This window comes from Clostridium sp. L2-50 (assembly GCF_000154245.1).
Lineage (GTDB): Bacteria > Bacillota > Clostridia > Lachnospirales > Lachnospiraceae > Coprococcus.
This window is the reverse complement of the sequence record NZ_DS480322.1, coordinates 1-21,652: the sequence shown is the minus strand read 5'-3', so window position 1 is coordinate 21,652 and position 21,652 is coordinate 1. Positions and strand designations below refer to the sequence as shown.

Here is a 21,652-nt window from a genome sequence, read left to right as displayed (position 1 = left end):
GAGTAGATTGTGAACACATATGTATGGTAAATATTGAAATACAAGCCTCAATGTAGTATACTTATTCTGCTATTTTGGGGCTTCTTGTGGAAAGGAGCCAGAATGGGAAAAAGCTTAAAAGGTAAGGAACTGGGTGTCGGAATTTCTCAGCAGACGAATGGCCTTTATGTGGCTAGATTTACTGATAGATTTGGACGAAGAAAATCTAAACGTTTTAAGAAACTGCAGGAATGCAGACAATGGATAGCAGATGCAACATATATTGATGAACATAGTGATTTAGAGAATGCTACAGACATGCTTGTGGATGCGTGGTTTGAATATTGGATCGATCTAAAGAAAAAGACAGTGAGACCCAATACGGTTCGTAATTATTCCGAACGTTATGAAAGAAATATCAAGAACGTGATAGAAAATAAACTTCTTACAGAAGTGAAACCGATACATTGTCAGAAAATATTTTCAGATATGGCGGATGAAGGATATAAGACGACAACCATTTATCAGACTAGAATTGCATTGTATAACATGTTAGAGTTTGCAAAGGAAAACGAAGTTATAATAACAAATCCTTGTAAGAAATCGGTGAAGAGTGATATTGGCAAGCCATCAGATAAAAAAGAGGCTCTTACAATTGATGATCAAAGGCGTTTCCTTGCGGCAGCTAAAGGACAGAGTTATGAGTATCAGTATAGATTTGCGTTGCAGACGGGACTTAGAACAGGAGAGCTTGTTGGTCTAAAGTGGGAAGATATTAATTTTGAAAGGAAGACTCTTACAATCGAAAGATCAATGGAGTTTAGGTACAAAGTTGGTGAGTGGAGAGTTGGACCGCCTAAAAGCAAGTCTGGATACAGGACAATACCACTTACGGACGAAGCAATTTGTATTCTTAAGGCTCAAAAAGAAAAGAACAGAAAAATCAAAGTGATAGATAAAGAGTGGGCTGATACAGTGTTCCTTTGCAGAAAGGGGCAACCTGTAAAAAATAGCACTTATGATACAGCTTTATTTAAAATTTGCGATAAAGCAGGAATCAAGCGTTTTTCGATGCATGTATTAAGACATACTTTTGCAACTAGATGTATTGAAGGTGGAATGATGCCAAAAACCTTACAGAAAATATTGGGACACTCTAATATTGGTATCACTATGAATTTGTATGTTCATATAACCGAAGAAGAAAAACAAAAAGAAATAGACCTTGTGGCAGAGGCTTTGAAGGCAGGTGTTGCAATATGAAAATTCATGTATTTTCATGCGAATATAACAAGATTGGTACACTAATTGGTACACCAGCGAAATACGAAGCCTGCAAAGCCGCATAAAATCAAGGTTTTTAAGGAGGAAATATATAAAATGAAATTAGGCATAGTTGGACTTCCCAATGTTGGAAAAAGTACATTATTTAACTCTCTGACAAAAGCAGGTGCAGAATCAGCAAACTATCCATTCTGCACCATCGACCCAAATGTAGGTGTCGTTGCAGTACCGGATGAGAGGTTAGACAAGCTGACAGAGATGTATCACTCAGCAAAGACCACTCCTGCAGTTATTGAATTCGTAGATATCGCAGGACTCGTAAAGGGCGCATCCAAAGGCGAAGGCCTGGGAAACCAGTTCCTTGCAAATATCAGAGAGGTAGATGCGATCGTTCATGTTGTCAGATGCTTTGAAGATACAAATGTTATTCATGTAGATGGTTCGGTTGATCCGATCCGTGATATTGAAACGATTAATCTGGAGCTGATCTTTTCCGATATCGAAGTTCTGGATCGTAGAATAGCAAAGACGATACGAGGTGCAAGAAATGATAAGATGCTTGCAAAGGAGCTGGATTTCCAGCAGCGTATCAAAGCGCATTTGGAGGAAGGTAAGCTTGCAAAGACTCTTGAAGTAACAGATGAGGACGAACAGGGTTGGATTGAGGAATACAACCTTCTTACATGGAAACCGGTTATTTTCGCAGCAAATGTAAGCGAAGACGATGTAGCAGATGATGGAGCATCAAATGAGTATGTTCAGAAAGTAAAAGAATATGCAAAAGAATTTGATTCAGAAGTATTTGTTGTCTGTGCACAGATCGAGCAGGAGCTGGCAGAACTGGATGACGAAGAAAAGAAAATGTTTTTGGAAGACCTTGGAGTAAAAGAATCCGGTCTTGATAAGCTGATAAAGGCAAGCTATTCACTGCTTGGACTGATCAGTTATCTGACAGCCGGTGAGACAGAATCCAGGGCATGGACGATCAAGAAGGGAACAAAAGCGCCGGGAGCAGCCGGCAAGATCCATTCTGATTTTGAGCGTGGATTCATCAAGGCAGAGGTTGTAAGCTATAAAGATCTTATGGAATGTGGCAATATGGTAGCTGCCAAAGAAAAAGGTCTGGTAAGACAGGAAGGTAAAGAATATGTGGTAGAGGACGGAGATGTCATCCTCTTTAAGTTCAACGTATAATACAGCTTCCTTTAGGAGATAACAAGAAAATGGAAACTATTTCAGAATATTTTAACAGTATTATCTTTCCGCATTTGGGAATCTTCCTGAAGCATGTAGGTGATCATATATCCATTGGCAGCTTTGAAATCCGGTTTTACGGTATCATCATTATGTGTGGATTTATCCTTGCCTACTTCCTTGTGACAAATGAAGCGAAACGAACAGGGCAGGATCCGGAAATGTATCTGGACTTTATCCTGATCTTGATTATTCCGGTAATCTTAGGCGCAAGAATTTATTATATATTGTTCCGGCTGGATCAGTATATAGTGGCGGGAAATATAAAAGAAACCATCCTTGGCATGTTAAATATCAGAGGTGGCGGACTTGCGATCTATGGTGGTGTAATTGCTGGTATTATTACCGGATGCATCTTTGCGAAGAAGCGGAAGGTAAATGTGCTTCGGCTTGCCGACACAGCAGCGTTTGGTCTGCTGATCGGACAGATCCTTGGACGCTGGGGCAATTTCTTCAACAGGGAGGCGTTTGGTGCGTATACAGATTCTGTATTTGCGATGGGAATCCCTCTTGATTATTACAGACATGAAGGAACACTAAACAGTCTGATCAGCAGTGGAGTGATCTCAGATACCATGCTTGCAAATACACAGATGCTTCATGGTATGGAATGTATAACAGTACATCCTACGTTCCTGTATGAGTCACTCTGGAATCTGATGTTGCTGATCTTTCTTCTTATATATAGAAAGCATCAGAAGTTTACAGGTGAATTCGCATTTATCTATGTAGCAGGCTATGGACTTGGAAGATGTATCATTGAAGGACTTCGTACAGATTCCTTAATGATCGGCAATTCCGGTATCCGTGTATCACAGCTCCTTGGATTTGCATGCTTTTTAGTTGGTGCAGTTGTGCTCATCGTTGGCTATGTTCGCAGAGCAAAAGGGCAGTTGCAGACCATTGAAAATGAGTCTGTTCAGGCGCCTTCAGAGAATGAAAACAACTAGGCTCAATGCGGTAATTCATTGCGTGAAAAAAATATTTAAAAAAGTTGAAAAAAGTTGTTGACAGATACAACGTCTTATGATAACATATCCATTGTTGTGAGGCAAATAAATCACAACAATGGAAAATGCGCGAGTGGCTCAGCGGTGGAGCACCTCCTTGCCAAGGAGGGGGTCGCGGGTTCGATCCCCGTCTCGCGCTCTTATTTTTTAGAAGCCTTAAGATTTAAGGCTTCTTTTTTTATGGTTGATACTTTGAACCTCAATGAGCCACTGCCATTTATCAGAAAAACAGTAGCATAGACGACTGACTTTCGATGATCCGATGCTGGAACAAAGGGCTTCTTCTTAATAATCCTAAAGAAGATTTAATAATTGTTTTATTGTAGTTTCCTCCGAAATATGATATTTTCCCATCATATAAAGCATTCCCAAAGATATAGATAGAAGAAAAGTAAGTAAAAATTACGCAAAAAATGAAAAAATGAGGTAATTATTTGTAAAATTTGCGGATTGAATAAAAAGAAAGGAATGCTATAATGAAACCGATTTAATCTTATTCTGAAATTACCGGTTTATGAATAAGATAACAGGATTGCATTAAGTATTTGGTTAGTGGTTGCCGAATCACGGCAGAATGGAGTTTTAGATGAAAGACAAATTGAAGAAATTGTGTAGTACAGCTATATTCCAGTGTGTTGCGATTGCAATTGTGCTGGATATTATTTTGGAGATATTGGGAAGACACTCATTTATCAATACGATGAAATATATTGTGAATGAACCCTTGGTGTTCCTATATAACTGTTCCATTATCTTCTTTACTCTGACATTGGCACTGCTGATGCGTAAGAGAGTGTTTGGTTACGGTATTATTTCATTTGCATGGCTGCTTTGTGGTGTAACGAACTGTATTGTTTTAGGCTTTCGTATCACTCCGTTTTCAGCGATCGATATGCTGATGGCGAGAAATACGATCACCATCATTGATAAGTATTTCTCAGTATGGCAGGTTGTATTCATCGGTGTAGCGTTATTTGTTGCACTGGCAGCGGTTATCATATTGTTCTTAAAGTCCCCGACAATCCAGGGAAATATTTACAGGATCCGTACAACGGTTCTGATCGTTGCATCTTTCTGTATGGTTATGCTATTTACAAAGATTGCATTAAATGCACAGGCAATCTCGGATAACTTTGCAAATCTGGCAACAGCATACGATAAATATGGTTTTGTATATTGCTTTTCAAACAGTGTAGTGGATGTCGGAATCAGTGAGCCGTCAGATTACAGTGAAGAAAAGATGCTTGAGATCAAGGATGAACTGGATACGGTGAAAGCTTCGGGAGCAAAATTTGCAAAGAGAAAGCCAAACGTAATTGTAGTTCAGTTGGAATCCTTCATGGATCCATCACATGTAAAAGAATTATCTTTTAATATGAATCCGATTCCGAATTTCACAAAATTAAAAGAAGAATGTTCGTCAGGTTTCCTTACGATGCCTGCAATCGGAGCGGGAACGGCAAATTCGGAATTTGAGGTGCTTTCCGGATTTGATGTGGCATACTTCGGTGCCGGTGAATATCCATATAAGACGGTACTTGGAAGTACAACCTGTGAGACGATGGCGACACAGTTTAAAAAGCTTGGTTATTCTACTCATGCGATGCATAACCATGACGGTACATTCTATGACCGTTATATCGTATACAAGAATCTTGGCTTTGATACATTTACCCCTATGGAATACATGTATGACGTAGAGCATACCCAGAAAAACTGGGAAAAGGATAATGTACTGACCGGAGAGATCATGAAGACCTTGAAATCTACAGAGGACAAGGATTTTATCTTCACGGTCAGCGTTCAGGGACATGGAAGATATCCGAGTGAATTAGATTATGAGAATTATTCCTATCCGGTAAAAGTAACAGGTACGGGAAGTGAAGAACTGGACAATGAATGGACATATTATTGCAATCAGCTTCATGAGATGGATGAATTTATCAAGGATTTAATTGAAGAACTGAAGAATTATGATGAAGATGTAGTACTGGTAATGTATGGTGATCATTTACCGGGATTTGAACTGACAAATGATGATGTAGAGAATGGAAATCTGTATCAGACGGAATATTTCATATGGAGCAATATGAAGCATTTCATTGATAAAGATGAAGACATTCCGGCTTATGATCTGAGTACGAAGCTGTTTGATGTGATCGGACTTGAAAAGAGTGCCATGCAGAAGGTGCATACACTTTACAGCGAAGATGATCCTGAATACAGCGATGTAATGTGGAATGTAGAATATGATATGTTATACGGTAAGCGATATATGTATCCGGATGGCTGGCCATATGAGCCTACCGATATGCAGTATGGTGTAGAACCAATCTATATTACGGATATAAAAGAAGGCGATTATCAGAAATTGTCCGATGACCCGGAGAAAGCACCGGAGCAGCCCCATGGATATTATATCAAGGGTGAGAATTTCAATGAATGCAGTTTTGTTTGGATCAACAACGGATTCAAGAAGGAAACAATCTATATAGATCGGAATACTCTGTTTATTCCTGATATCACGTTTGACGATGGTGAGGAAGTCTATGTTGCTCAGGTTGGTGATGACAGCATTGATATCGGAAAGTCGGAAGCGTTTATTTATCAGGCTCCGGTAGCAGAAAATTAAAGATAACTGATAATTCCTCATAAAAAAGAAATTTTTGGTAATAAATAATCTTGACATTAAATAGGTTATTTGATAGCATAGCATCATATATTTTGGATATAACAGGAGCGTTCGTTTGAATGCTCCTGTTATATCAACTTACAAATAAAAAAAAGAAAGTGAGAGAAAAAAATGGGTAAGATCATAGGCGAAGGAATTACATTTGATGACGTATTATTAGTACCTGCATATTCTGAGGTGCTTCCAAATGACGTGGATTTAACAACTAACTTAACAAAGAAAATACAGCTTCAGATTCCTCTTATGAGTGCCGGTATGGATACCGTAACAGAGCACAGAATGGCTATCGCTATGGCTCGTCAGGGTGGTATCGGTGTTATTCACAAAAATATGTCAATCGAGGAGCAGGCAGAGGAAGTAGATAAGGTTAAGCGTTCTGAGAATGGTGTAATTTCTGACCCATTTTATTTATCTCCTGAGCATACACTTGCCGATGCAAATGCACTTATGGCAAAGTTCAGAATTTCAGGTGTGCCTATCACAGAGGATGGCAAATTAGTCGGTATCATTACAAACCGTGATCTGATGTTTGAAGAAGATTATTCCAAGAAGATCAGCGAGTCAATGACTTCAGAAGGTCTGATCACAGCAAAGGAAGGCATTACATTACCGGAAGCAAAGAAGATTCTTGCAAAGGCTCGCAAAGAAAAGCTTCCGATCGTTGACGATGATTTCAGATTAAAAGGACTTATCACAATTAAGGATATCGAGAAGACGATCAAATATCCACATTCTGCTAAGGATCCACAGGGAAGACTTCTCTGTGCAGCAGCCGTTGGATGTACAGCAAATATTCTGGATCGTGTTGCTGAACTTGTATCAGCAAAGGTTGATGCGATCGTTATTGATACAGCACATGGACATTCAGCAAACGTACTTCGTACTTTCAAGATGGTAAAGGAGAAGTATCCGGATCTTCAGGTTATCGCCGGTAACGTAGCTACTAAGGCCGGTACACAGGCAATGATCGATATGGGCGTAGATGCAGTTAAGATCGGTATCGGACCTGGTTCTATCTGTACAACCCGTGTTGTTGCAGGTATCGGTGTACCACAGATCACAGCTATTATGGAAGCATATGATGCAGCTATGAATGCGGGTATTCCTGTTATCGCTGATGGTGGTATTAAGTACTCAGGAGATATCACAAAGGCAATTGCAGCAGGTGCAAATGTATGTATGATGGGTAGCTTATTTGCAGGTACAGATGAAGCTCCTGGTGACTTCGAATTATATCAGGGACGTAAGTACAAGGTATACAGAGGTATGGGTTCTATCGCAGCTATGGAGAATGGAAGCAAGGACAGATACTTCCAGGAGAATGCAAAGAAGCTTGTTCCGGAAGGTGTAGAAGGACGTGTTGCATACAAGGGTTCTGTTGAAGATACTGTATTCCAGTTGATCGGCGGACTTCGTTCCGGTATGGGATACTGTGGAGCTCACAACATTCCTGAATTACATGAGAAAGCAGAGTTTGTTAAGATCTCAGCAGCATCATTAAAAGAGAGCCATCCACATGATATTCATATCACAAAGGAAGCTCCAAACTACAGCGTAGAGTAATAACAGTATAATAGAAATATAAGTCAGAATATAGCCGGTGAGAATATGCAGATAACATATATCACTGGCTATATTTGAGTACTGAGTTTGGCGACTGCTGTGATGACATAAAAGTATAAGAAGTCTGTGTCTGCGATTATCATGATGACATATGTTTTAATAATTGGAAGGAGAATTATGATGCTCTATCTGGCACCTTTAGAGGGGATAACCGGATATATATACAGAAATGCATATCAGAAATATTTTGGAGGAATCGATCGGTATTTTACGCCTTTTATAGCTCCTGCAAAGGGGAAACCGTTCAGACATCGTGAGCTGGCGGATGTTCGCCCTGAACATAATACGGGCATAACGGTGATCCCGCAGATTCTGACGAATCATTCAGAAGGCTTTATAAAAGCGGCAAAAGCTTTAGCTGATATGGGATATGATGAGATCAATATAAACATGGGCTGTCCTTCCGGTACGGTTGTTTCAAAAGGAAAAGGTTCAGGGATGTTGGCAGATCCCGTAAAGCTGGATCATTTCCTTGAGGAGATATTTGCAGCCGATATCTGCAAAATATCGGTAAAGACCAGACTGGGAATGGAATTTGCAGATGAATTCCCGGATATTCTGGATGTATTAATGAAATATCCATTTACCGAAGTGATCATTCATCCGAGAACCAGAGAAGATTATTATGGTGGCAGCGTAGATCTTGCTATGTTCGATCTGGCAGTAGAACGATATGGAGAGCAGACAGAAAGTGTCCTTTGCTATAATGGTGATATTACCGATGCTGCCGGCTATAAAAATATTCAGGAACGATATCCACAGGTTGATAAGATCATGATCGGACGTGGAATCATAGGAAATCCGTTTCTTCCACAGGAGATTGCAGAACAGAGGTGCTGCTATAACGCAGGAATCCTTCTGGCATTCCACGATGAACTGTTTGCCGGTTATATGGAAGCAGGGCTTGGAGCGAGAAATGTCATGTTTAAGATGAAAGAGTTGTGGTCGTTTATGGAATGTCTTTTTGAAGCTCCCGACCAGCAGAAGATATTAAAAAAGATTCGCAAAGCCAACGATCCGGATACCTACAACACCGAAGTCCGGAAGCTGTTGCGGTGATGAAGAAAACAGAATAAAAATGAGAAAAAGATATTAGCATGAAGTATATCCTATAAGTTGATACTAGAAAAGGAAGCTGACAATACTATTATGGAGCAAGCCTTTTCGAATGTCGGTACTTAGTGAGCCACGAAGTGGAGAACTTTAGTACCGCTACATGAGAAATAGAGCGAAAGCGTCTTGCGTAATAATATGTATTGTCAGCTTCCTTTTTTTATAGGGCCGATTTAGAATTCATTTCCGGGGAAATGAGGGATTCCGTCAAAACCTGCCTTCAGATCGTCGTCGGTAGGAATATAATCGCTCATCTCACCATCGTTATATTTGCCATAAGCAACCATATCGAAATATCCGGTTCCGGTCAGACCAAAGACGATCGTCTTTTCTTCCCCGGTTTCTTTACATTTCAGTGCCTCGTCGATAGCAACACGGATCGCGTGGCTGCTTTCAGGAGCAGGAAGAATACCTTCCACTCTTGCAAATTGGGTTGCTGCTTCAAATACTGCTGTCTGTTCAACACTTCTGGCTTCGATGATGCCATCATGATAGAGCTGGGATACAACAGGGCTCATACCGTGATAACGAAGTCCGCCTGCATGGTTTGGTGAAGGAATGAATCCGCTTCCGAGGGTGTACATCTTTGCCAGTGGACATACCTTGCCGGTATCACAGAAATCATAGGCATAGACACCCCTTGTCAGACTTGGGCAGGATGCCGGTTCTACAGCGATGATCCGGTAGTTCTTCTCGCCACGGAGAACCTCGCCTGCAAATGGGGAGATCAGACCACCGAGGTTTGAACCGCCGCCGGCACATCCGATGATGATATCCGGTGTGATGTTATATTTGTCAAGTGCTGCTTTTGTTTCAAGACCGATAACAGTCTGGTGAAGTAATACCTGATTCAGTACACTTCCGAGTACATAACGATAGCCTTCCTGCTTGGACTCTGCTTCAACAGCTTCTGAGATGGCACAGCCAAGGCTTCCGGTTGTTCCAGGATGCTCAGCAAGGATCTTGCGGCCAACCTCTGTTGTGGTACTAGGAGATGGAGTTACGGTTGCACCGTAGGTACGCATAACTTCACGACGGAATGGCTTCTGTTCATAGGAAACCTTAACCATATATACCTGACAGTCCAGGCCAAAGTAGGAGCATGCCATAGAGAGGGCGGTTCCCCACTGACCGGCACCGGTCTCGGTTGTAACACCCTTTAACCCCTGCTGCTTAGCATAATAAGCCTGAGCGATAGCGGAGTTTAATTTGTGGCTGCCGCTTGTGTTGTTTCCTTCAAATTTGTAGTAGATCTTAGCTGGTGTCTGCAGCTTTTCTTCCAGACAGTATGCACGAACCAGTGGAGCAGGACGGTACATTTTATAGAAGTCCTGAATTTCCTGTGGAATCGGGATGTATGGGGTGGTGTCATCCAGCTCCTGCGCGATCAGTTCGTCACAGAATACAGGACGAAGATCATCGGCTGTCATTGGCTGAAGTGTTCCCGGATTTAACAGAGGTGCCGGCTTGTTCTTCATATCGGCACGTACGTTATACCACTCTTTTGGGATCTCGTTTTCACTTAAATAGATTTTGTACGGAATGTTTGCATCTTTTTTCATAATCATAACCCTCCAATGCTTGATTCATTTGTATAAATAGTTTAAGTTATCCCGGTTATCTTTGATGGGATATATAAATATGTTCCGGGGAATTTTATAATGTCATGCATTTTGCAAAATCATCATCCTTGTGGGCAAAGAATTTTGCATGGATTTGTGATAGATATTAAGACATAAAAAAACTGCCCCAGTATAAAAATGCTGGGACAGGAGATTGTTCATTAGAAACTGTTTCCTGCGGTGCCACCCGGCTTGACGTATCAGATACGCCCGCTCATTGTCTGCAAATACATACATTACAGATATCTCGTTCTTAACGGAGTATCATCTCCGGCTTACATACAGAATGCATATACAGGAATCGTACCACATCGTTCAGCTTGCCCTCGGGAGTCCATTCCATCATGGAAAACATACTGCCTTCCACCGGCGGCAGCTCTCTGGGATGTTTGTCGCATCATGTACTTACTCTCCTTCAACGGTTTAAAGCAATACTAGCATAATTGTTTTTATGTGGCAAGTATTTTTTTATGAATGGGGTTGTATTTTTAAGAAAAGTCCGTTGACAAGCCATTTTCCCTGCTATATAATTGACACATTGAAAAGGCGAAGACGGAGAGAAGTAGCGCTTTTTATCGCTCCCAGAGAGCCGGCGGTGGTGAGAATCCGGCAGAATGAATAAGCGTGAATAACACTCTAACAGCTGCAAGCTGAACCCGTGAAGAAGACATTTGCAGAGATGACCGGAAAATGCGAGATGGTTGTTCTGCGAAATGGACCTCACAGTAGTAGGTGCGCCGCAATTGTGCGTGAAACAAGGAAAGGGACTGTCAGATAAGAGACAGTAAATCAGGTGGTACCGCGGATATGAATTATGTTCGTCCTGGATGCAGGGCAGGCATAGTTCTTTTTTTATGCAACCTGTGAAATATAAAAATCAGTCAAAGGAGATAATGCAGAAAATGACCATTTCAAACATTTATCGTAACAGAACCTTAAATGAGATCAGCGAAGGCGACGTTGGCGCAGAGCTGAAGGTGGCAGGATGGATCGAGAACATCCGTGATCATGGTGGTGTATCCTTCATCGACCTGAGAGATATGTATGGTGTTCTTCAGGTAGTTATGAGAGACACTTCGTTATTAGATGGACTTACAAAAGAGGATTGTGTATCCATCTCAGGTGTGATCGAGCACAGAGATGAGGAGACATACAATCCAAAGATCCCGACAGGAACGATCGAACTGGAGGCACATTCCGTAGAAGTGCTTGGAAGAGTATACAAGCAGGTTCCGTTTGAGATCATGACATCCAAGGAGACAAGAGAAGATGTCCGACTCAAATACAGATATCTGGATCTTAGAAATAAAAAAGTAAAGGATAATATGATCTTCCGTTCACAGGTGATCAGCTTCCTTCGTCAGAAGATGACAGAGATGGGATTCTTAGAGATCCAGACACCGATTCTGTGTGCTTCATCACCGGAAGGTGCAAGAGACTATATTGTTCCATCCAGAAAATTTAAAGGCAAGTTCTATGCTCTGCCACAGGCTCCACAGCAGTACAAGCAGCTGCTGATGGTTGCAGGATTTGACAAATATTTCCAGATTGCACCATGCTTCCGTGACGAGGATGCAAGAGCAGACCGTTCACCGGGTGAGTTCTATCAGCTCGATTTTGAGATGAGCTTTGCAACACAGGAAGATGTATTTAAAGTAGGAGAGGAAGTTCTCTCAGCAACATTTGAGAAATTCGCACCGGAAGGCTCTGTTGTAACACAGGCTCCTTATCCGATCATCAGCTATAAGCAGGCAATGTTAGAATTCGGTACGGATAAGCCGGATCTTCGTAATCCGCTTCGTATCATCGATCTGACAGATTTCTTCCAGAGATGTACATTTAAGCCATTCCATGGCAAGACTGTACGTGCGATCAATGTACCGAAGAAACTGTCAAAGGGACAGCATGAGAAGCTCTTAAAGTATGCTCAGTCTATCGGTATGGGAGGTCTTGGATATCTGGAAGTTCTGGACGATATGACATACAAGGGACCAATCGATAAGTTCATTCCGGATGATATGAAGAGTGAGATCGCAGAGCTTGCAAATCTGAAAGCAGGTGATACTATCTTCTTCATTGCCGATGTAGAAGAACTGGCAGCTTCCTTTGCAGGACAGCTTCGTAATGAGATCGGTGCAAGACTTGATATGATCGAGAAGAATGCATACAGATTCTGCTATATTAACGATTTCCCTATGTACGAGTACGATAAGGAAACAAAGAAGATCATCTTTACACATAATCCGTTCTCCATGCCACAGGGTGGTCTGGAAGCTTTAAATGAGAAGAATCCGTTAGATGTTCTGGCATACCAGTATGATATCGTATGTAATGGTATCGAGCTTTCATCCGGTGCTGTCAGAAATCACGATATGCAGATCATGGTAAAAGCATTTGAGATCGCAGGATACACAGAAGAAGATCTGAAGACAAAGTTTGGAGCACTTTACAATGCATTCCAGTTCGGTGCACCACCACATGCCGGTATGGCTCCCGGTGTTGATCGTATGATCATGCTCCTTCGTAATGAAGAAAATATTCGTGAGATTATTCCGTTCCCTATGAACGGAAATGCACAGGATCTGATGTGTGGCGCCCCTGGTGAGGTTACAGAGCAGCAGCTCCGTGAGGTTCATATCAAGGTAAGACAGTAACAGAGAAAATCAGGTATTTATGTATAGATTACCGGATAGAAGATTATTTTGATATACACCCAAGATTTTATGTTAGAAAGGTGCATAAGATATGCAGGGTTCGCATAATAACCAGAAAAAGATAGCAGTTATAAATGATTACTCAGGATTTGGACGCTGTTCCATAGCAGTAGCAATGCCGATTATTTCTGTAATGAAGGTTCAGTGCTGTCCGGTTCCGACGTCGATTTTTTCCAATCATACGGGGTTTGACAGCTTCTATTATGAAGATTTTACAGATCATATGCAGAGGTATATCGATGAATGGAAGAAGCTGGATCTGCAGTTTTCCGGTGTCTGTACCGGATTCCTGGGTTCCAGTGAACAGATCAGTATAGTGGAACGGTTCCTTACGGATTTTAAAAGACCGGAGACAAAGGTGATCGTGGATCCGGTAATGGGTGACTATGGCAAACCATATCCGACCTATACAGACGAACTGTGCCAGCAGATGAAAAAGCTGGTGCGGTTTGCTGATATCCTTACTCCAAATACCACAGAGGCATGTGTTCTGACGGATACACCATATAAGGATGACTGGCATATGGATGAACTGAAAGCTATGGCGGAGAAGCTGGCAGCACAGTCAGAGAGCAGACAGGTAAAAGTTGTGATAACAGGAATCAGGCGGGGAAGCTTCCTTGCTAACTTCTGCTATGAAAATGGAAAAGTAACCGTTGTGAAGACGAAGAAGATCGGAGAGTCGCGCTCCGGTACCGGAGATGTCTTTTCGGCGATTCTTGCGGCGGATGCCGTAAATAATGTAGATTTTACAGAATCAGTTAAGAAGGCAAGTGTATTTATCAAAGAATGTATCAAACGTTCCGTTGAGATGGAGCTTCCATTGACCGATGGAGTGTGTTTTGAGGAATGTCTGTACAAGCTTGCCAGATAACAGGAGGCGAATAGTATGGAGATATTATATAAAGTTCATAATAATCTGTATGTAAATCTGACAAATAAATGCCCATGTGCATGTACATTCTGTCTCAGACAGAACATGGATCATGTTGGTGAATCAAAGAGTCTGTGGTTAGAGCGAGAACCATCAGCAGAAGAAGTGATTGCTGAATTTGCAAAATTCGATATGAGCCGGTTTAATGAGGTTGTGTTCTGTGGATTCGGAGAACCGACGGAAGCCTTTGAGGTGTTGAAGAAGGTTGCGGCATTTGTAAAGGAGACTTATCATATGCCGATACGTTTGAATACGAATGGGCTGGGAAATCTTGTAAATGGCAGAGATATCACACCGGAGATGGAAGGCCTGATCGACACGGTATCGATCAGCTTGAATACGCCGAATGCAGATCGGTATCATGAACTGGTCAGAAGTAAGTTTGGAGATAAATCCTTTGATGCGATGCTTGACTTTGCAAGAAGTTCTACAAAGTATGTAACAAATGTAGTTATGACGACTGTAGATACCACGATTACAAAAGAGGAAGAGGAAGAATGCCGGAGAATCTGTGATTCGATCGGTGCAAAATACAGAATCCGCCCATGGGAGGATTAATAAATCTGATAAGAAAAGCTCTGTATGAAAATACAGGGCTTTTCTTGTTATTCTACAAATAAAGACCGCAGGTAGCGATCAGGCTGCCTGCGGTCTTACTGTAATATTTATTATTATAACATAAATGCTTATTTATTTCCGGCATCTCTCTTAGCACGGAAACGAAGTGTAGGATCAAGGATCTTCTTACGGATACGGAAGCTCTTAGGAGTGATCTCAAGAAGCTCATCTGTATCGATGAAGTCAAGTGCCTGCTCCAGACTGAGTACCTTAGGAGGTGTCAGCTTTAATGCATCATCAGCACCGGAAGAACGGGTGTTGGTCAACTGTTTCTTCTTGCAGACATTTACTTCGATATCATCGGTACGTCCATTTTCACCGATAACCATTCCGGCATATACAGGTTCACCTGGTCCGATGAACAGTGTACCTCTTTCCTGTGCATTGAACAGACCATAAGTGATAGAAGTACCGGTCTCATATGCGATCAGAGAACCCTGTGAACGATAGTTCATATCACCCTTATATGGGAGATATTCATCAAAGATCGTATTGATAACACCATTTCCCTTTGTAGCGGTCATGAAGTCACCACGGAAACCGATCAGTCCACGGGAAGGTACAAGGAACTCCAGTCTGGTTGTACCGTTTCCGGTAGGAGCCATACCCTGAAGCTCACCCTTTCTGGAATTTAACATATTAATAACTGTTCCGGTAAATTCATCCGGAACATCGATATATGCAATCTCAAATGGTTCAAGCTTCTTACCGCGTTCGTCTGTCTTATAGATAACTTCGGCTTTGCTGACTGCAAATTCATATCCTTCACGTCTCATGTTCTCGATCAGGACGGATAAGTGAAGTTCACCACGACCGGATACCTTGAAAGCTTCTGTTGTCTCTGTTTCTTCTACACGGAGACTGACATCTGTATTTAATTCACGGAACAATCTGTCACGTAAATGTCTGGAGGTTACAAACTTTCCTTCCTTACCGGCGAAAGGAGAATCATTTACCATGAATGTCATGGAAATAGTTGGCTCTGAAATTTTCTGGAATGGGATTGGGTCCGGATTTTCAGGAGAACAGATCGTATCACCGATATTAACATCTGCAATACCGGAGATGGCTACGATCGATCCGATGTCTGCTTCATTTACTTCTACTTTATTCAGACCCTCGTAAACATAGAGCTTACCGATCTTAACCTTTAACATTCTGTCAGGGTCATGTTCATTTACAATAACAACAGGCTCATTTACAACGACCTTACCGTTGTCAACCTTGCCAACACCGATACGGCCTACATATTCATTGTAGTCGATCGTGCTGATCAGAACCTGTGTACCTGCATCCGGATCACCGGTAGGAGCAGGAATATAATCAACGATGGTATCAAACAGTGGCTTCATATCTGTACCCGGTTCATCTGGATCAAGAGAAGCAACACCTGTCTTTGCTGATGCAAATACAAATGGGCAGTCAAGCTGATCGTCATTTGCATCCAATTCGATTAGAAGCTCAAGAACTTCATCTACAACCTCTTTAGGACGAGCTTCAGGACGGTCACATTTGTTTACACATACAATAACACTGAGGTTCAGCTCCAATGCTTTCTTCAGAACGAATTTGGTCTGTGGCATGGCACCTTCGAAAGCATCAACAACAAGAATAACACCATTTACCATCTTCAGGACACGTTCTACTTCACCACCGAAATCAGCATGTCCCGGAGTGTCGATAATGTTGATCTTTGTCTTACCATAACGGACGGCAGTGTTCTTGGAAAGAATCGTGATACCACGTTCACGTTCAATATCATTTGAGTCCATGACACGTTCGGTAACTTCCTGATTATCACGGAATACACCACTCTGTTTCAAAAGTTCATCCACTAATGTTGTTTTGCCATGGTCAACATGGGCAATAATCGCAACATTTCTGATATCATCTCTGGTAATCTTCATTTTTTTCACTCTTTCTTTATGATATTAAAATTACTTACAATACAACGTTTACCATTCTAGCATACGAAAAAAAGCATTTCAATGGAAATGATAGCCGAAAATTACACCAAAATATTCGGTAAAATGCGCCGAACTGTACAAAAATATGTTATTATTAGAAAGTATGACAGGCGGGAACGGTTCCTGCTAAATAAGTGATTTGGAGAGGTATTAAAATGAATGAGAAAAAGGGCAGAGCGATCGCACTGTTACCGATCGGTGTATTTCTGGTATTGTATCTGGGACTTGGGATTATATTTGAATATGTGATGAAAATTCCGATGGGCTTTTATAATGTGCCTATCATCGTGGCATTTCTTGCAGCTATTCTGGTCGCATGTATCCAGAACCGGGAATTGGTATTTGATAAGAAGCTTGAGATTATGGCACAGGGAGTTGGGGATAAGAATATTATAACGATGCTGTTGATCTTCCTGGCAGCGGGTTCATTTGTCGGGGTAGTCGGAAGAAGCAGCGCAGAGAGTGTAGCATATTTTATGCTGACACTGATTCCGGCAAGATTTTCAGTAGCGGTTTTGTTTGTTGTTGCCTGCTTTGTATCAGTTGCTATGGGCACTTCGGTTGGAACGATCACATTGTTAACACCGATTGCTGTAGCAGTGTCGAGAGCGTCTGGCTTTGATATGGCATTTTGTGTTGCATCGGTTATGGGTGGAGCAATGTTTGGGGATAATCTTTCTTTTATCTCAGATACGACGATTGCGGCATGTAATGGACAGGGATGTGAGATGAAAGACAAATTCCGGGAGAATTTCTGGATCGCGTTTCCGGCAGCGGTTATAACGCTGATATTAATTCTTGTACTTTCATTTCAGACCGACATACGGGGTCAGGTCAGCCAGTCTTATAATCTGGTGCAGATCATACCGTATGTTCTGGTGCTGATCGGTGGAATTATAGGGCTGAATGTATTTATCGTATTACTTACGGGAATTGTATCCGGAGCATTTATTATGCTGATGTGGGGACATACTGCACCTGTTGATCTTCTGACAAATATGGGCTCCGGTGTTTCCGGAATGTTTGAAACCTGTATGGTAGCAATATTAGTAGCGGCGTTATGTGCACTGATCCGGGAATATGGCGGTTTCGATGCACTTCTCAGTTGGATACACAGGATCTTTCGAGGAAAGAAAGGCGGACAGCTCGGAATGGGGTTGCTAGTCGGAACAATGGATATTGCAACTGCAAACAATACGGTAGCAATCGTTATGGCAAATCCGATTGCCGGAGAAATGGCACAGGAATATGGAATCTCTCCGAAGAAGACTGCCTCTTTGCTTGATACCTTTTCCTGTATCTTTCAAGGGATAATCCCATATGGTGCGCAGATGTTAGTTGCAATTGCCGCGGTAGGAGAACTGGGTGATTCCATTTCTGCTTTTCAGATCATGCCGAAGCTTTTTTATCCGATGTTCTTGCTGCTGACATCACTCGTTACCATAATAAGAAGTGATAAATAATAGAGACAATTCAAGAATATAGAAAACGCTGATCTGTTTCTATACGAATTAAGTGAATTATAAAAGAGTTTATCGGCGATGTGAACATGTATACTATTATGAAGCAAGCCTGTTTTAACGCCGGTTCTTAGTGAGTCGCCATAGGCGAAGAACTTAGTACCGTTGCGTTGAAATAGAGTGCAAGCGTCTTGCGTAATAATAGGTGTGCATATTCACATTACCGATAAACTCTTTTTGTAATATTCACTCACATAGGAACAGATCAGCGTTTTCTGTTTTATTTGCCAAGTAACATATTTTCCAGTTCCTCCGGTGAGAAGGTGTAAGACGAGTTGCAGAACTGGCAGTTTACCTCGATCGGCTTATTGTCTGCGAGCAGATTTGCGATCTCTTTTTTACCGAGACTGATAACGGCCTGTGAGAAACGTTCCTTACTGCAGTTGCAGTGCCACTTCGTAGGAATGGTATCGGTAACTTCTACATTATAGCCTTCAAAGATCTGCTTCACGATATCAAGCGGTTCCATACCCTGGTCGAGGAGAGCGGTAATGGATGTGAATTCACCCAGACGTTTTTCCAGATCAGAGATCAGTTCCTCGGATGCAAATGGCATAAGCTGAATGATAAAGCCCCCGGCTTGTTTTACTGTGTTGTTCTTCTCCATCAGAACACCTAAAGCTACAGAAGTTGGAATCTGTTCTGAGGTTGCAAAATAATACGTCAGGTCTTCTGCAATCTCACCTGAAACAAGCTGGGTCTGACCGATATAAGGCTCTTTTAAACCGATATCCTTGATCACGGAGAGCACGCCCATATCAAGAGCTTTAGCGACATCCAGTTTTCCCTTATCATTTGCATGCAGGATAACCTCCGGATTGTTGACATAGCCTTTGACATTGCAGTGCGCATCAGCAGTCACTGTTAGTCCGCCGATTGGACCGCTGCACTGGATCTGGAGCGTTAGCAGATCGGAGTCATTCTTACATGCAGCCCCCATCAATGCACCTGCGGTTAGCAGACGACCGAGGGCAGCGGTAGCAACCGGACTGGTATTGTGAATACTTCTTGCTGTTTCAACGATTTCCTTTGTGGTGCCGGCAAAGAAACGAACCTGTCCATCTGCCGCCATACCTCTGATAATATAATCACTCATATGTTATTCCTCGTTCTTTCTATATATAACGTAAAATATTGCACTTTTAAGGTGCCTTTTTAAAAATAATACCTGCATTTATAAAGTGCTGATTAATAACAAAATAATGCTTGTACTTATAAAAGTAGTGCTTAATAAAAAATTGATGACTAAAATCACTACGGGCAGGAGATCAGATATATAATTTGCCTTCGTGATGTTTTTCTCTGGCTATCACATAGACACGTTCACTGTCATCGGTTGCTGGCGTGTGCGTAAATGCATCATACATGGCAAGAAGCTCCATACCTGCCTGTTCTACACAACGAATCATGTCCTCACAGGTCAGTCCGATCTGGTAATGGAATTCCTGCGTTTTTCGGTACAGGTCGTTCTCCTCTTTCAGAAACAGGCTGAGTGCAAGCTCGTTGACATTTTGTTCCTCATCATAATAATTATCCCAAATGAAGCTGACATCATCCCGATCCTCAGCAATCACTGAATCTGCAACGACATCCCGGAAATAGTGTTTGGTCTTAAAATCACAGATAAAGATACCCCCTGCTTCCAGATAATTATTTGCAAGAGAAAAAACGGTAGTGATCTGATCTGTATTTGACAGATAGTTGATGCTGTCACAGACGCATACAATGGCATTTACTGTTCCATATAATTCAAAGGAACACATATCCTGTTGGAGATACATAATGGATGAGAAACCATTCGCAATCTTTTTTTCATTTGCAATCTCCAACATATCGGAAGACACATCAATTCCGATCATATCATAGCCTGCGGCTGCAAGTCCTTCCGTGATCGTTCCCGTTCCGCAACCAAGCTCGGCAACCAGACCTTCGGTGATATTGTATTCATGGAGCAGGCTGGTGATATAAGATATCCATTCGTCATAAGGAATGTTATCCATCAGCTCATCGTATACCTGCGCGAAGCTTGTATAGGCATCCATAGAAAAACCTCATTTCATAAAATCTCAATGCCATCATTATATACATCTCAGAAAGGAAAAACAACCGTTTCTTTTGGAGCAGTTTTCTATTTGCTGCGGCAGACAGAATGTAAAAAATAAGGTTTGAGATTGAACATGGTGGGCTTTTGTGTTAATATAAATTCGGTTAGAAATCCTCATATGGAAGAAACCATATATGAAAGTGGGTAGTTTGGAATGATAAAGTTCTACAGAACAGATCATAAGGTTTTGTCAGAGATAACAGAATATGAAGACAATATGTGGGTTTGTATGACGAAACCTACAGTAGATGAGACCAAACTGATTGCAGAAGATTTTGAGATTGATCTGGCAGATGTCAGAGCTGCATTGGATGATGAGGAGAGCTCCCGTGTGGAGGTCGAAGATGGTTATACACTGATCCTTGTCGATATTCCGTCGATCGAGATGAGAAATGAACGCGAAGCATATACAACTATTCCTTTGGGTATTATCCTCGTAAAGGACATTCTGATCACGGTATGCGCGGAGGATACGCCTGTTCTGGATGCATTTATTGAGTCAAAGGTAAAGGAATTCAGTACAAAGAAACGGATGCGCTTCATGTACCAGATTTTATATAGAAACTGCATGACCTATCAGTATTATCTGCGAGTTATGGATCGCAGAAGAAATCTGATCGAGCAACGGATCCAGGATGAGACAGAGGATGCGGATCTGATTGATCTTCACGAACTGGAATCTAACCTTGTATACTTTGCAACATCACTTCGTGCAAACGGAGTTGTATTAGATAAGCTTGCAAGATACAGCAGTATCAAGCAGTATCCGGAGGATCAGGAGCTTCTGGATGATGTTATGGTCGAGAACAAACAGGCTATCGAGATGACCGGAATCTATCGAGATATCATAAGCGGTACAAGAGAACTGATGACGACGATTATCAATAACCGCCTGAACAATATCATGAAGTTCTTAGCGGCTATCACCATCGTAATGGCGATCCCGACGATCATATCCGGTATCTATGGAATGAACGTATCAGGTAAGTGGATGCCTCTCGCAGAAACCCCATACGGCTTCTACATTGTATGTGGTATCATTGTCCTGATCTGCATAATCATAGCCCTAATCCTCAAGAAAAAGAAAATGTTCAAGATGTAAAAATAAATCCGTCAAGCAAATAAGCAGCGTGTCTGTGTACAGACAACGCTGCTTATTTATTTGACGGATAAACACACATAAGCATGAAGGACGATAGTCCGGAATGCGCATGTGTG

16 protein-coding genes, 1 tRNA gene and 1 other annotated feature are annotated in these 21,652 nt (G+C 41.7%); of the genes, 12 read left to right on the top strand and 5 right to left on the bottom strand.

Features of this window, described 5'->3' with window-relative positions; all coding sequences use genetic code 11:
- The first annotated feature begins 102 nt into the window (after positions 1–102).
- The 7 genes from CLOL250_RS08095 (at position 103) to CLOL250_RS08065 (ending at position 8,901) form a co-directional block, all read left to right on the top strand.
- Positions 103–1,242 carry a tyrosine-type recombinase/integrase gene (locus CLOL250_RS08095; protein ID WP_008401831.1) on the top strand — a complete coding sequence of 380 codons (1,140 nt, stop codon included), beginning with the start codon at positions 103–105 and terminating at the stop codon, positions 1,240–1,242.
- Positions 1,243–1,359: 117 nt separating this feature from the next.
- The gene (gene ychF, locus CLOL250_RS08090; RefSeq protein ID WP_021943678.1) at positions 1,360–2,457 is read left to right on the top strand and encodes a redox-regulated ATPase YchF; all 1,098 of its coding nucleotides are present in this window, start codon (positions 1,360–1,362) and stop codon (positions 2,455–2,457) included.
- 29 nt (positions 2,458–2,486) lie between these two features.
- Complete coding sequence (gene lgt, locus CLOL250_RS08085) at positions 2,487–3,467, top strand: prolipoprotein diacylglyceryl transferase (protein WP_008401829.1); 981 nt, start codon at positions 2,487–2,489, stop codon at positions 3,465–3,467.
- Between the two features lie 127 nt (positions 3,468–3,594).
- Positions 3,595–3,666 (top strand) — tRNA-Gly (locus CLOL250_RS08080).
- Positions 3,667–4,113: 447 nt separating this feature from the next.
- Positions 4,114–6,159, top strand: coding sequence for an LTA synthase family protein (locus CLOL250_RS08075; protein WP_008401828.1), 2,046 nt, complete (start codon positions 4,114–4,116; stop codon positions 6,157–6,159).
- A gap of 171 nt (positions 6,160–6,330) precedes the next feature.
- The gene (guaB, locus tag CLOL250_RS08070) at positions 6,331–7,782 is read left to right on the top strand and encodes an IMP dehydrogenase (protein WP_008401827.1); all 1,452 of its coding nucleotides are present in this window, start codon (positions 6,331–6,333) and stop codon (positions 7,780–7,782) included.
- A gap of 177 nt (positions 7,783–7,959) precedes the next feature.
- On the top strand, positions 7,960–8,901 hold the full coding sequence (locus CLOL250_RS08065; RefSeq protein WP_044945609.1) for a tRNA dihydrouridine synthase: 942 nt from the start codon (positions 7,960–7,962) through the stop codon (positions 8,899–8,901).
- 227 nt (positions 8,902–9,128) lie between these two features.
- Here the strand turns inward: CLOL250_RS08065 and CLOL250_RS08060 are convergent, their stop codons facing one another.
- Together CLOL250_RS08060 and CLOL250_RS14185 are read right to left on the bottom strand one after the other, a co-directional pair.
- Positions 9,129–10,523: a TrpB-like pyridoxal phosphate-dependent enzyme gene (locus tag CLOL250_RS08060; RefSeq protein WP_008401825.1), complete on the bottom strand. Its 1,395-nt coding sequence runs from the start codon at positions 10,521–10,523 to the stop codon at positions 9,129–9,131.
- A gap of 329 nt (positions 10,524–10,852) precedes the next feature.
- The gene (locus CLOL250_RS14185) at positions 10,853–10,978 is read right to left on the bottom strand and encodes a hypothetical protein (RefSeq protein WP_274922261.1); all 126 of its coding nucleotides are present in this window, start codon (positions 10,976–10,978) and stop codon (positions 10,853–10,855) included.
- Between the two features lie 139 nt (positions 10,979–11,117).
- Positions 11,118–11,406, top strand: a binding site (T-box leader).
- A 73-nt stretch (positions 11,407–11,479) separates the two neighbouring features.
- Here CLOL250_RS14185 and aspS point away from each other — a divergent pair.
- The 3 genes from aspS to CLOL250_RS08045 all read left to right on the top strand — a co-directional run bounded on the left by aspS (position 11,480) and on the right by CLOL250_RS08045 (position 14,783).
- Positions 11,480–13,231: an aspartate--tRNA ligase gene (aspS, locus tag CLOL250_RS08055; protein ID WP_021943673.1), complete on the top strand. Its 1,752-nt coding sequence runs from the start codon at positions 11,480–11,482 to the stop codon at positions 13,229–13,231.
- Positions 13,232–13,322: 91 nt separating this feature from the next.
- Positions 13,323–14,165, top strand: coding sequence for a pyridoxamine kinase (locus tag CLOL250_RS08050; RefSeq protein WP_008401822.1), 843 nt, complete (start codon positions 13,323–13,325; stop codon positions 14,163–14,165).
- A 15-nt stretch (positions 14,166–14,180) separates the two neighbouring features.
- Entirely contained in the window at positions 14,181–14,783 is a 603-nt protein-coding gene (locus CLOL250_RS08045; protein WP_044945605.1) for a TIGR04100 family radical SAM protein, read from the top strand.
- Positions 14,784–14,911: 128 nt separating this feature from the next.
- Here the strand turns inward: CLOL250_RS08045 and typA are convergent, their stop codons facing one another.
- Complete coding sequence (gene typA / locus CLOL250_RS08040; protein ID WP_008401819.1) at positions 14,912–16,750, bottom strand: translational GTPase TypA; 1,839 nt, start codon at positions 16,748–16,750, stop codon at positions 14,912–14,914.
- A gap of 215 nt (positions 16,751–16,965) precedes the next feature.
- On the opposite strand from typA, the gene CLOL250_RS08035 reads away from it, so the two are divergent.
- Complete coding sequence (locus CLOL250_RS08035; RefSeq protein ID WP_044945602.1) at positions 16,966–18,273, top strand: Na+/H+ antiporter NhaC family protein; 1,308 nt, start codon at positions 16,966–16,968, stop codon at positions 18,271–18,273.
- Positions 18,274–18,550: 277 nt separating this feature from the next.
- Here CLOL250_RS08035 and hslO read toward each other — a convergent pair whose 3' ends face one another.
- Both hslO and CLOL250_RS08025 read right to left on the bottom strand, forming a co-directional pair.
- Positions 18,551–19,426 carry an Hsp33 family molecular chaperone HslO gene (gene hslO, locus CLOL250_RS08030; protein WP_008401816.1) on the bottom strand — a complete coding sequence of 292 codons (876 nt, stop codon included), beginning with the start codon at positions 19,424–19,426 and terminating at the stop codon, positions 18,551–18,553.
- Positions 19,427–19,598: 172 nt separating this feature from the next.
- A complete protein-coding gene (locus CLOL250_RS08025) occupies positions 19,599–20,372 on the bottom strand; it encodes a class I SAM-dependent DNA methyltransferase (protein ID WP_008401815.1) in 774 nt (257 codons plus the stop codon).
- A 216-nt stretch (positions 20,373–20,588) separates the two neighbouring features.
- Between CLOL250_RS08025 and CLOL250_RS08020 the strand changes: the two genes are divergently transcribed.
- Positions 20,589–21,536 (top strand): magnesium transporter CorA family protein, encoded by a 948-nt coding sequence (locus tag CLOL250_RS08020; RefSeq protein WP_008401814.1) that lies wholly within the window; start codon positions 20,589–20,591, stop codon positions 21,534–21,536.
- The last annotated feature ends 116 nt before the right edge of the window (positions 21,537–21,652 follow it).

Bases quoted from the DNA above. Each gene is read 5' to 3' on its own strand.
- CLOL250_RS08095 (WP_008401831.1), top strand. From the start codon at position 103: ATGGGAAAAAGCTTAAAAGGTAAGGAACTGGGTGTCGGAATTTCTCAG.
- ychF (WP_021943678.1), top strand. From the start codon at position 1,360: ATGAAATTAGGCATAGTTGGACTTCCCAATGTTGGAAAAAGTACATTA.
- lgt (WP_008401829.1), top strand. From the start codon at position 2,487: ATGGAAACTATTTCAGAATATTTTAACAGTATTATCTTTCCGCATTTG.
- CLOL250_RS08075 (WP_008401828.1), top strand. From the start codon at position 4,114: ATGAAAGACAAATTGAAGAAATTGTGTAGTACAGCTATATTCCAGTGT.
- guaB (WP_008401827.1), top strand. From the start codon at position 6,331: ATGGGTAAGATCATAGGCGAAGGAATTACATTTGATGACGTATTATTA.
- CLOL250_RS08065 (WP_044945609.1), top strand. From the start codon at position 7,960: ATGATGCTCTATCTGGCACCTTTAGAGGGGATAACCGGATATATATAC.
- CLOL250_RS08060 (WP_008401825.1), bottom strand. From the start codon at position 10,523: ATGATTATGAAAAAAGATGCAAACATTCCGTACAAAATCTATTTAAGT.
- CLOL250_RS14185 (WP_274922261.1), bottom strand. From the start codon at position 10,978: ATGATGCGACAAACATCCCAGAGAGCTGCCGCCGGTGGAAGGCAGTAT.
- aspS (WP_021943673.1), top strand. From the start codon at position 11,480: ATGACCATTTCAAACATTTATCGTAACAGAACCTTAAATGAGATCAGC.
- CLOL250_RS08050 (WP_008401822.1), top strand. From the start codon at position 13,323: ATGCAGGGTTCGCATAATAACCAGAAAAAGATAGCAGTTATAAATGAT.
- CLOL250_RS08045 (WP_044945605.1), top strand. From the start codon at position 14,181: ATGGAGATATTATATAAAGTTCATAATAATCTGTATGTAAATCTGACA.
- typA (WP_008401819.1), bottom strand. From the start codon at position 16,750: ATGAAGATTACCAGAGATGATATCAGAAATGTTGCGATTATTGCCCAT.
- CLOL250_RS08035 (WP_044945602.1), top strand. From the start codon at position 16,966: ATGAATGAGAAAAAGGGCAGAGCGATCGCACTGTTACCGATCGGTGTA.
- hslO (WP_008401816.1), bottom strand. From the start codon at position 19,426: ATGAGTGATTATATTATCAGAGGTATGGCGGCAGATGGACAGGTTCGT.
- CLOL250_RS08025 (WP_008401815.1), bottom strand. From the start codon at position 20,372: ATGGATGCCTATACAAGCTTCGCGCAGGTATACGATGAGCTGATGGAT.
- CLOL250_RS08020 (WP_008401814.1), top strand. From the start codon at position 20,589: ATGATAAAGTTCTACAGAACAGATCATAAGGTTTTGTCAGAGATAACA.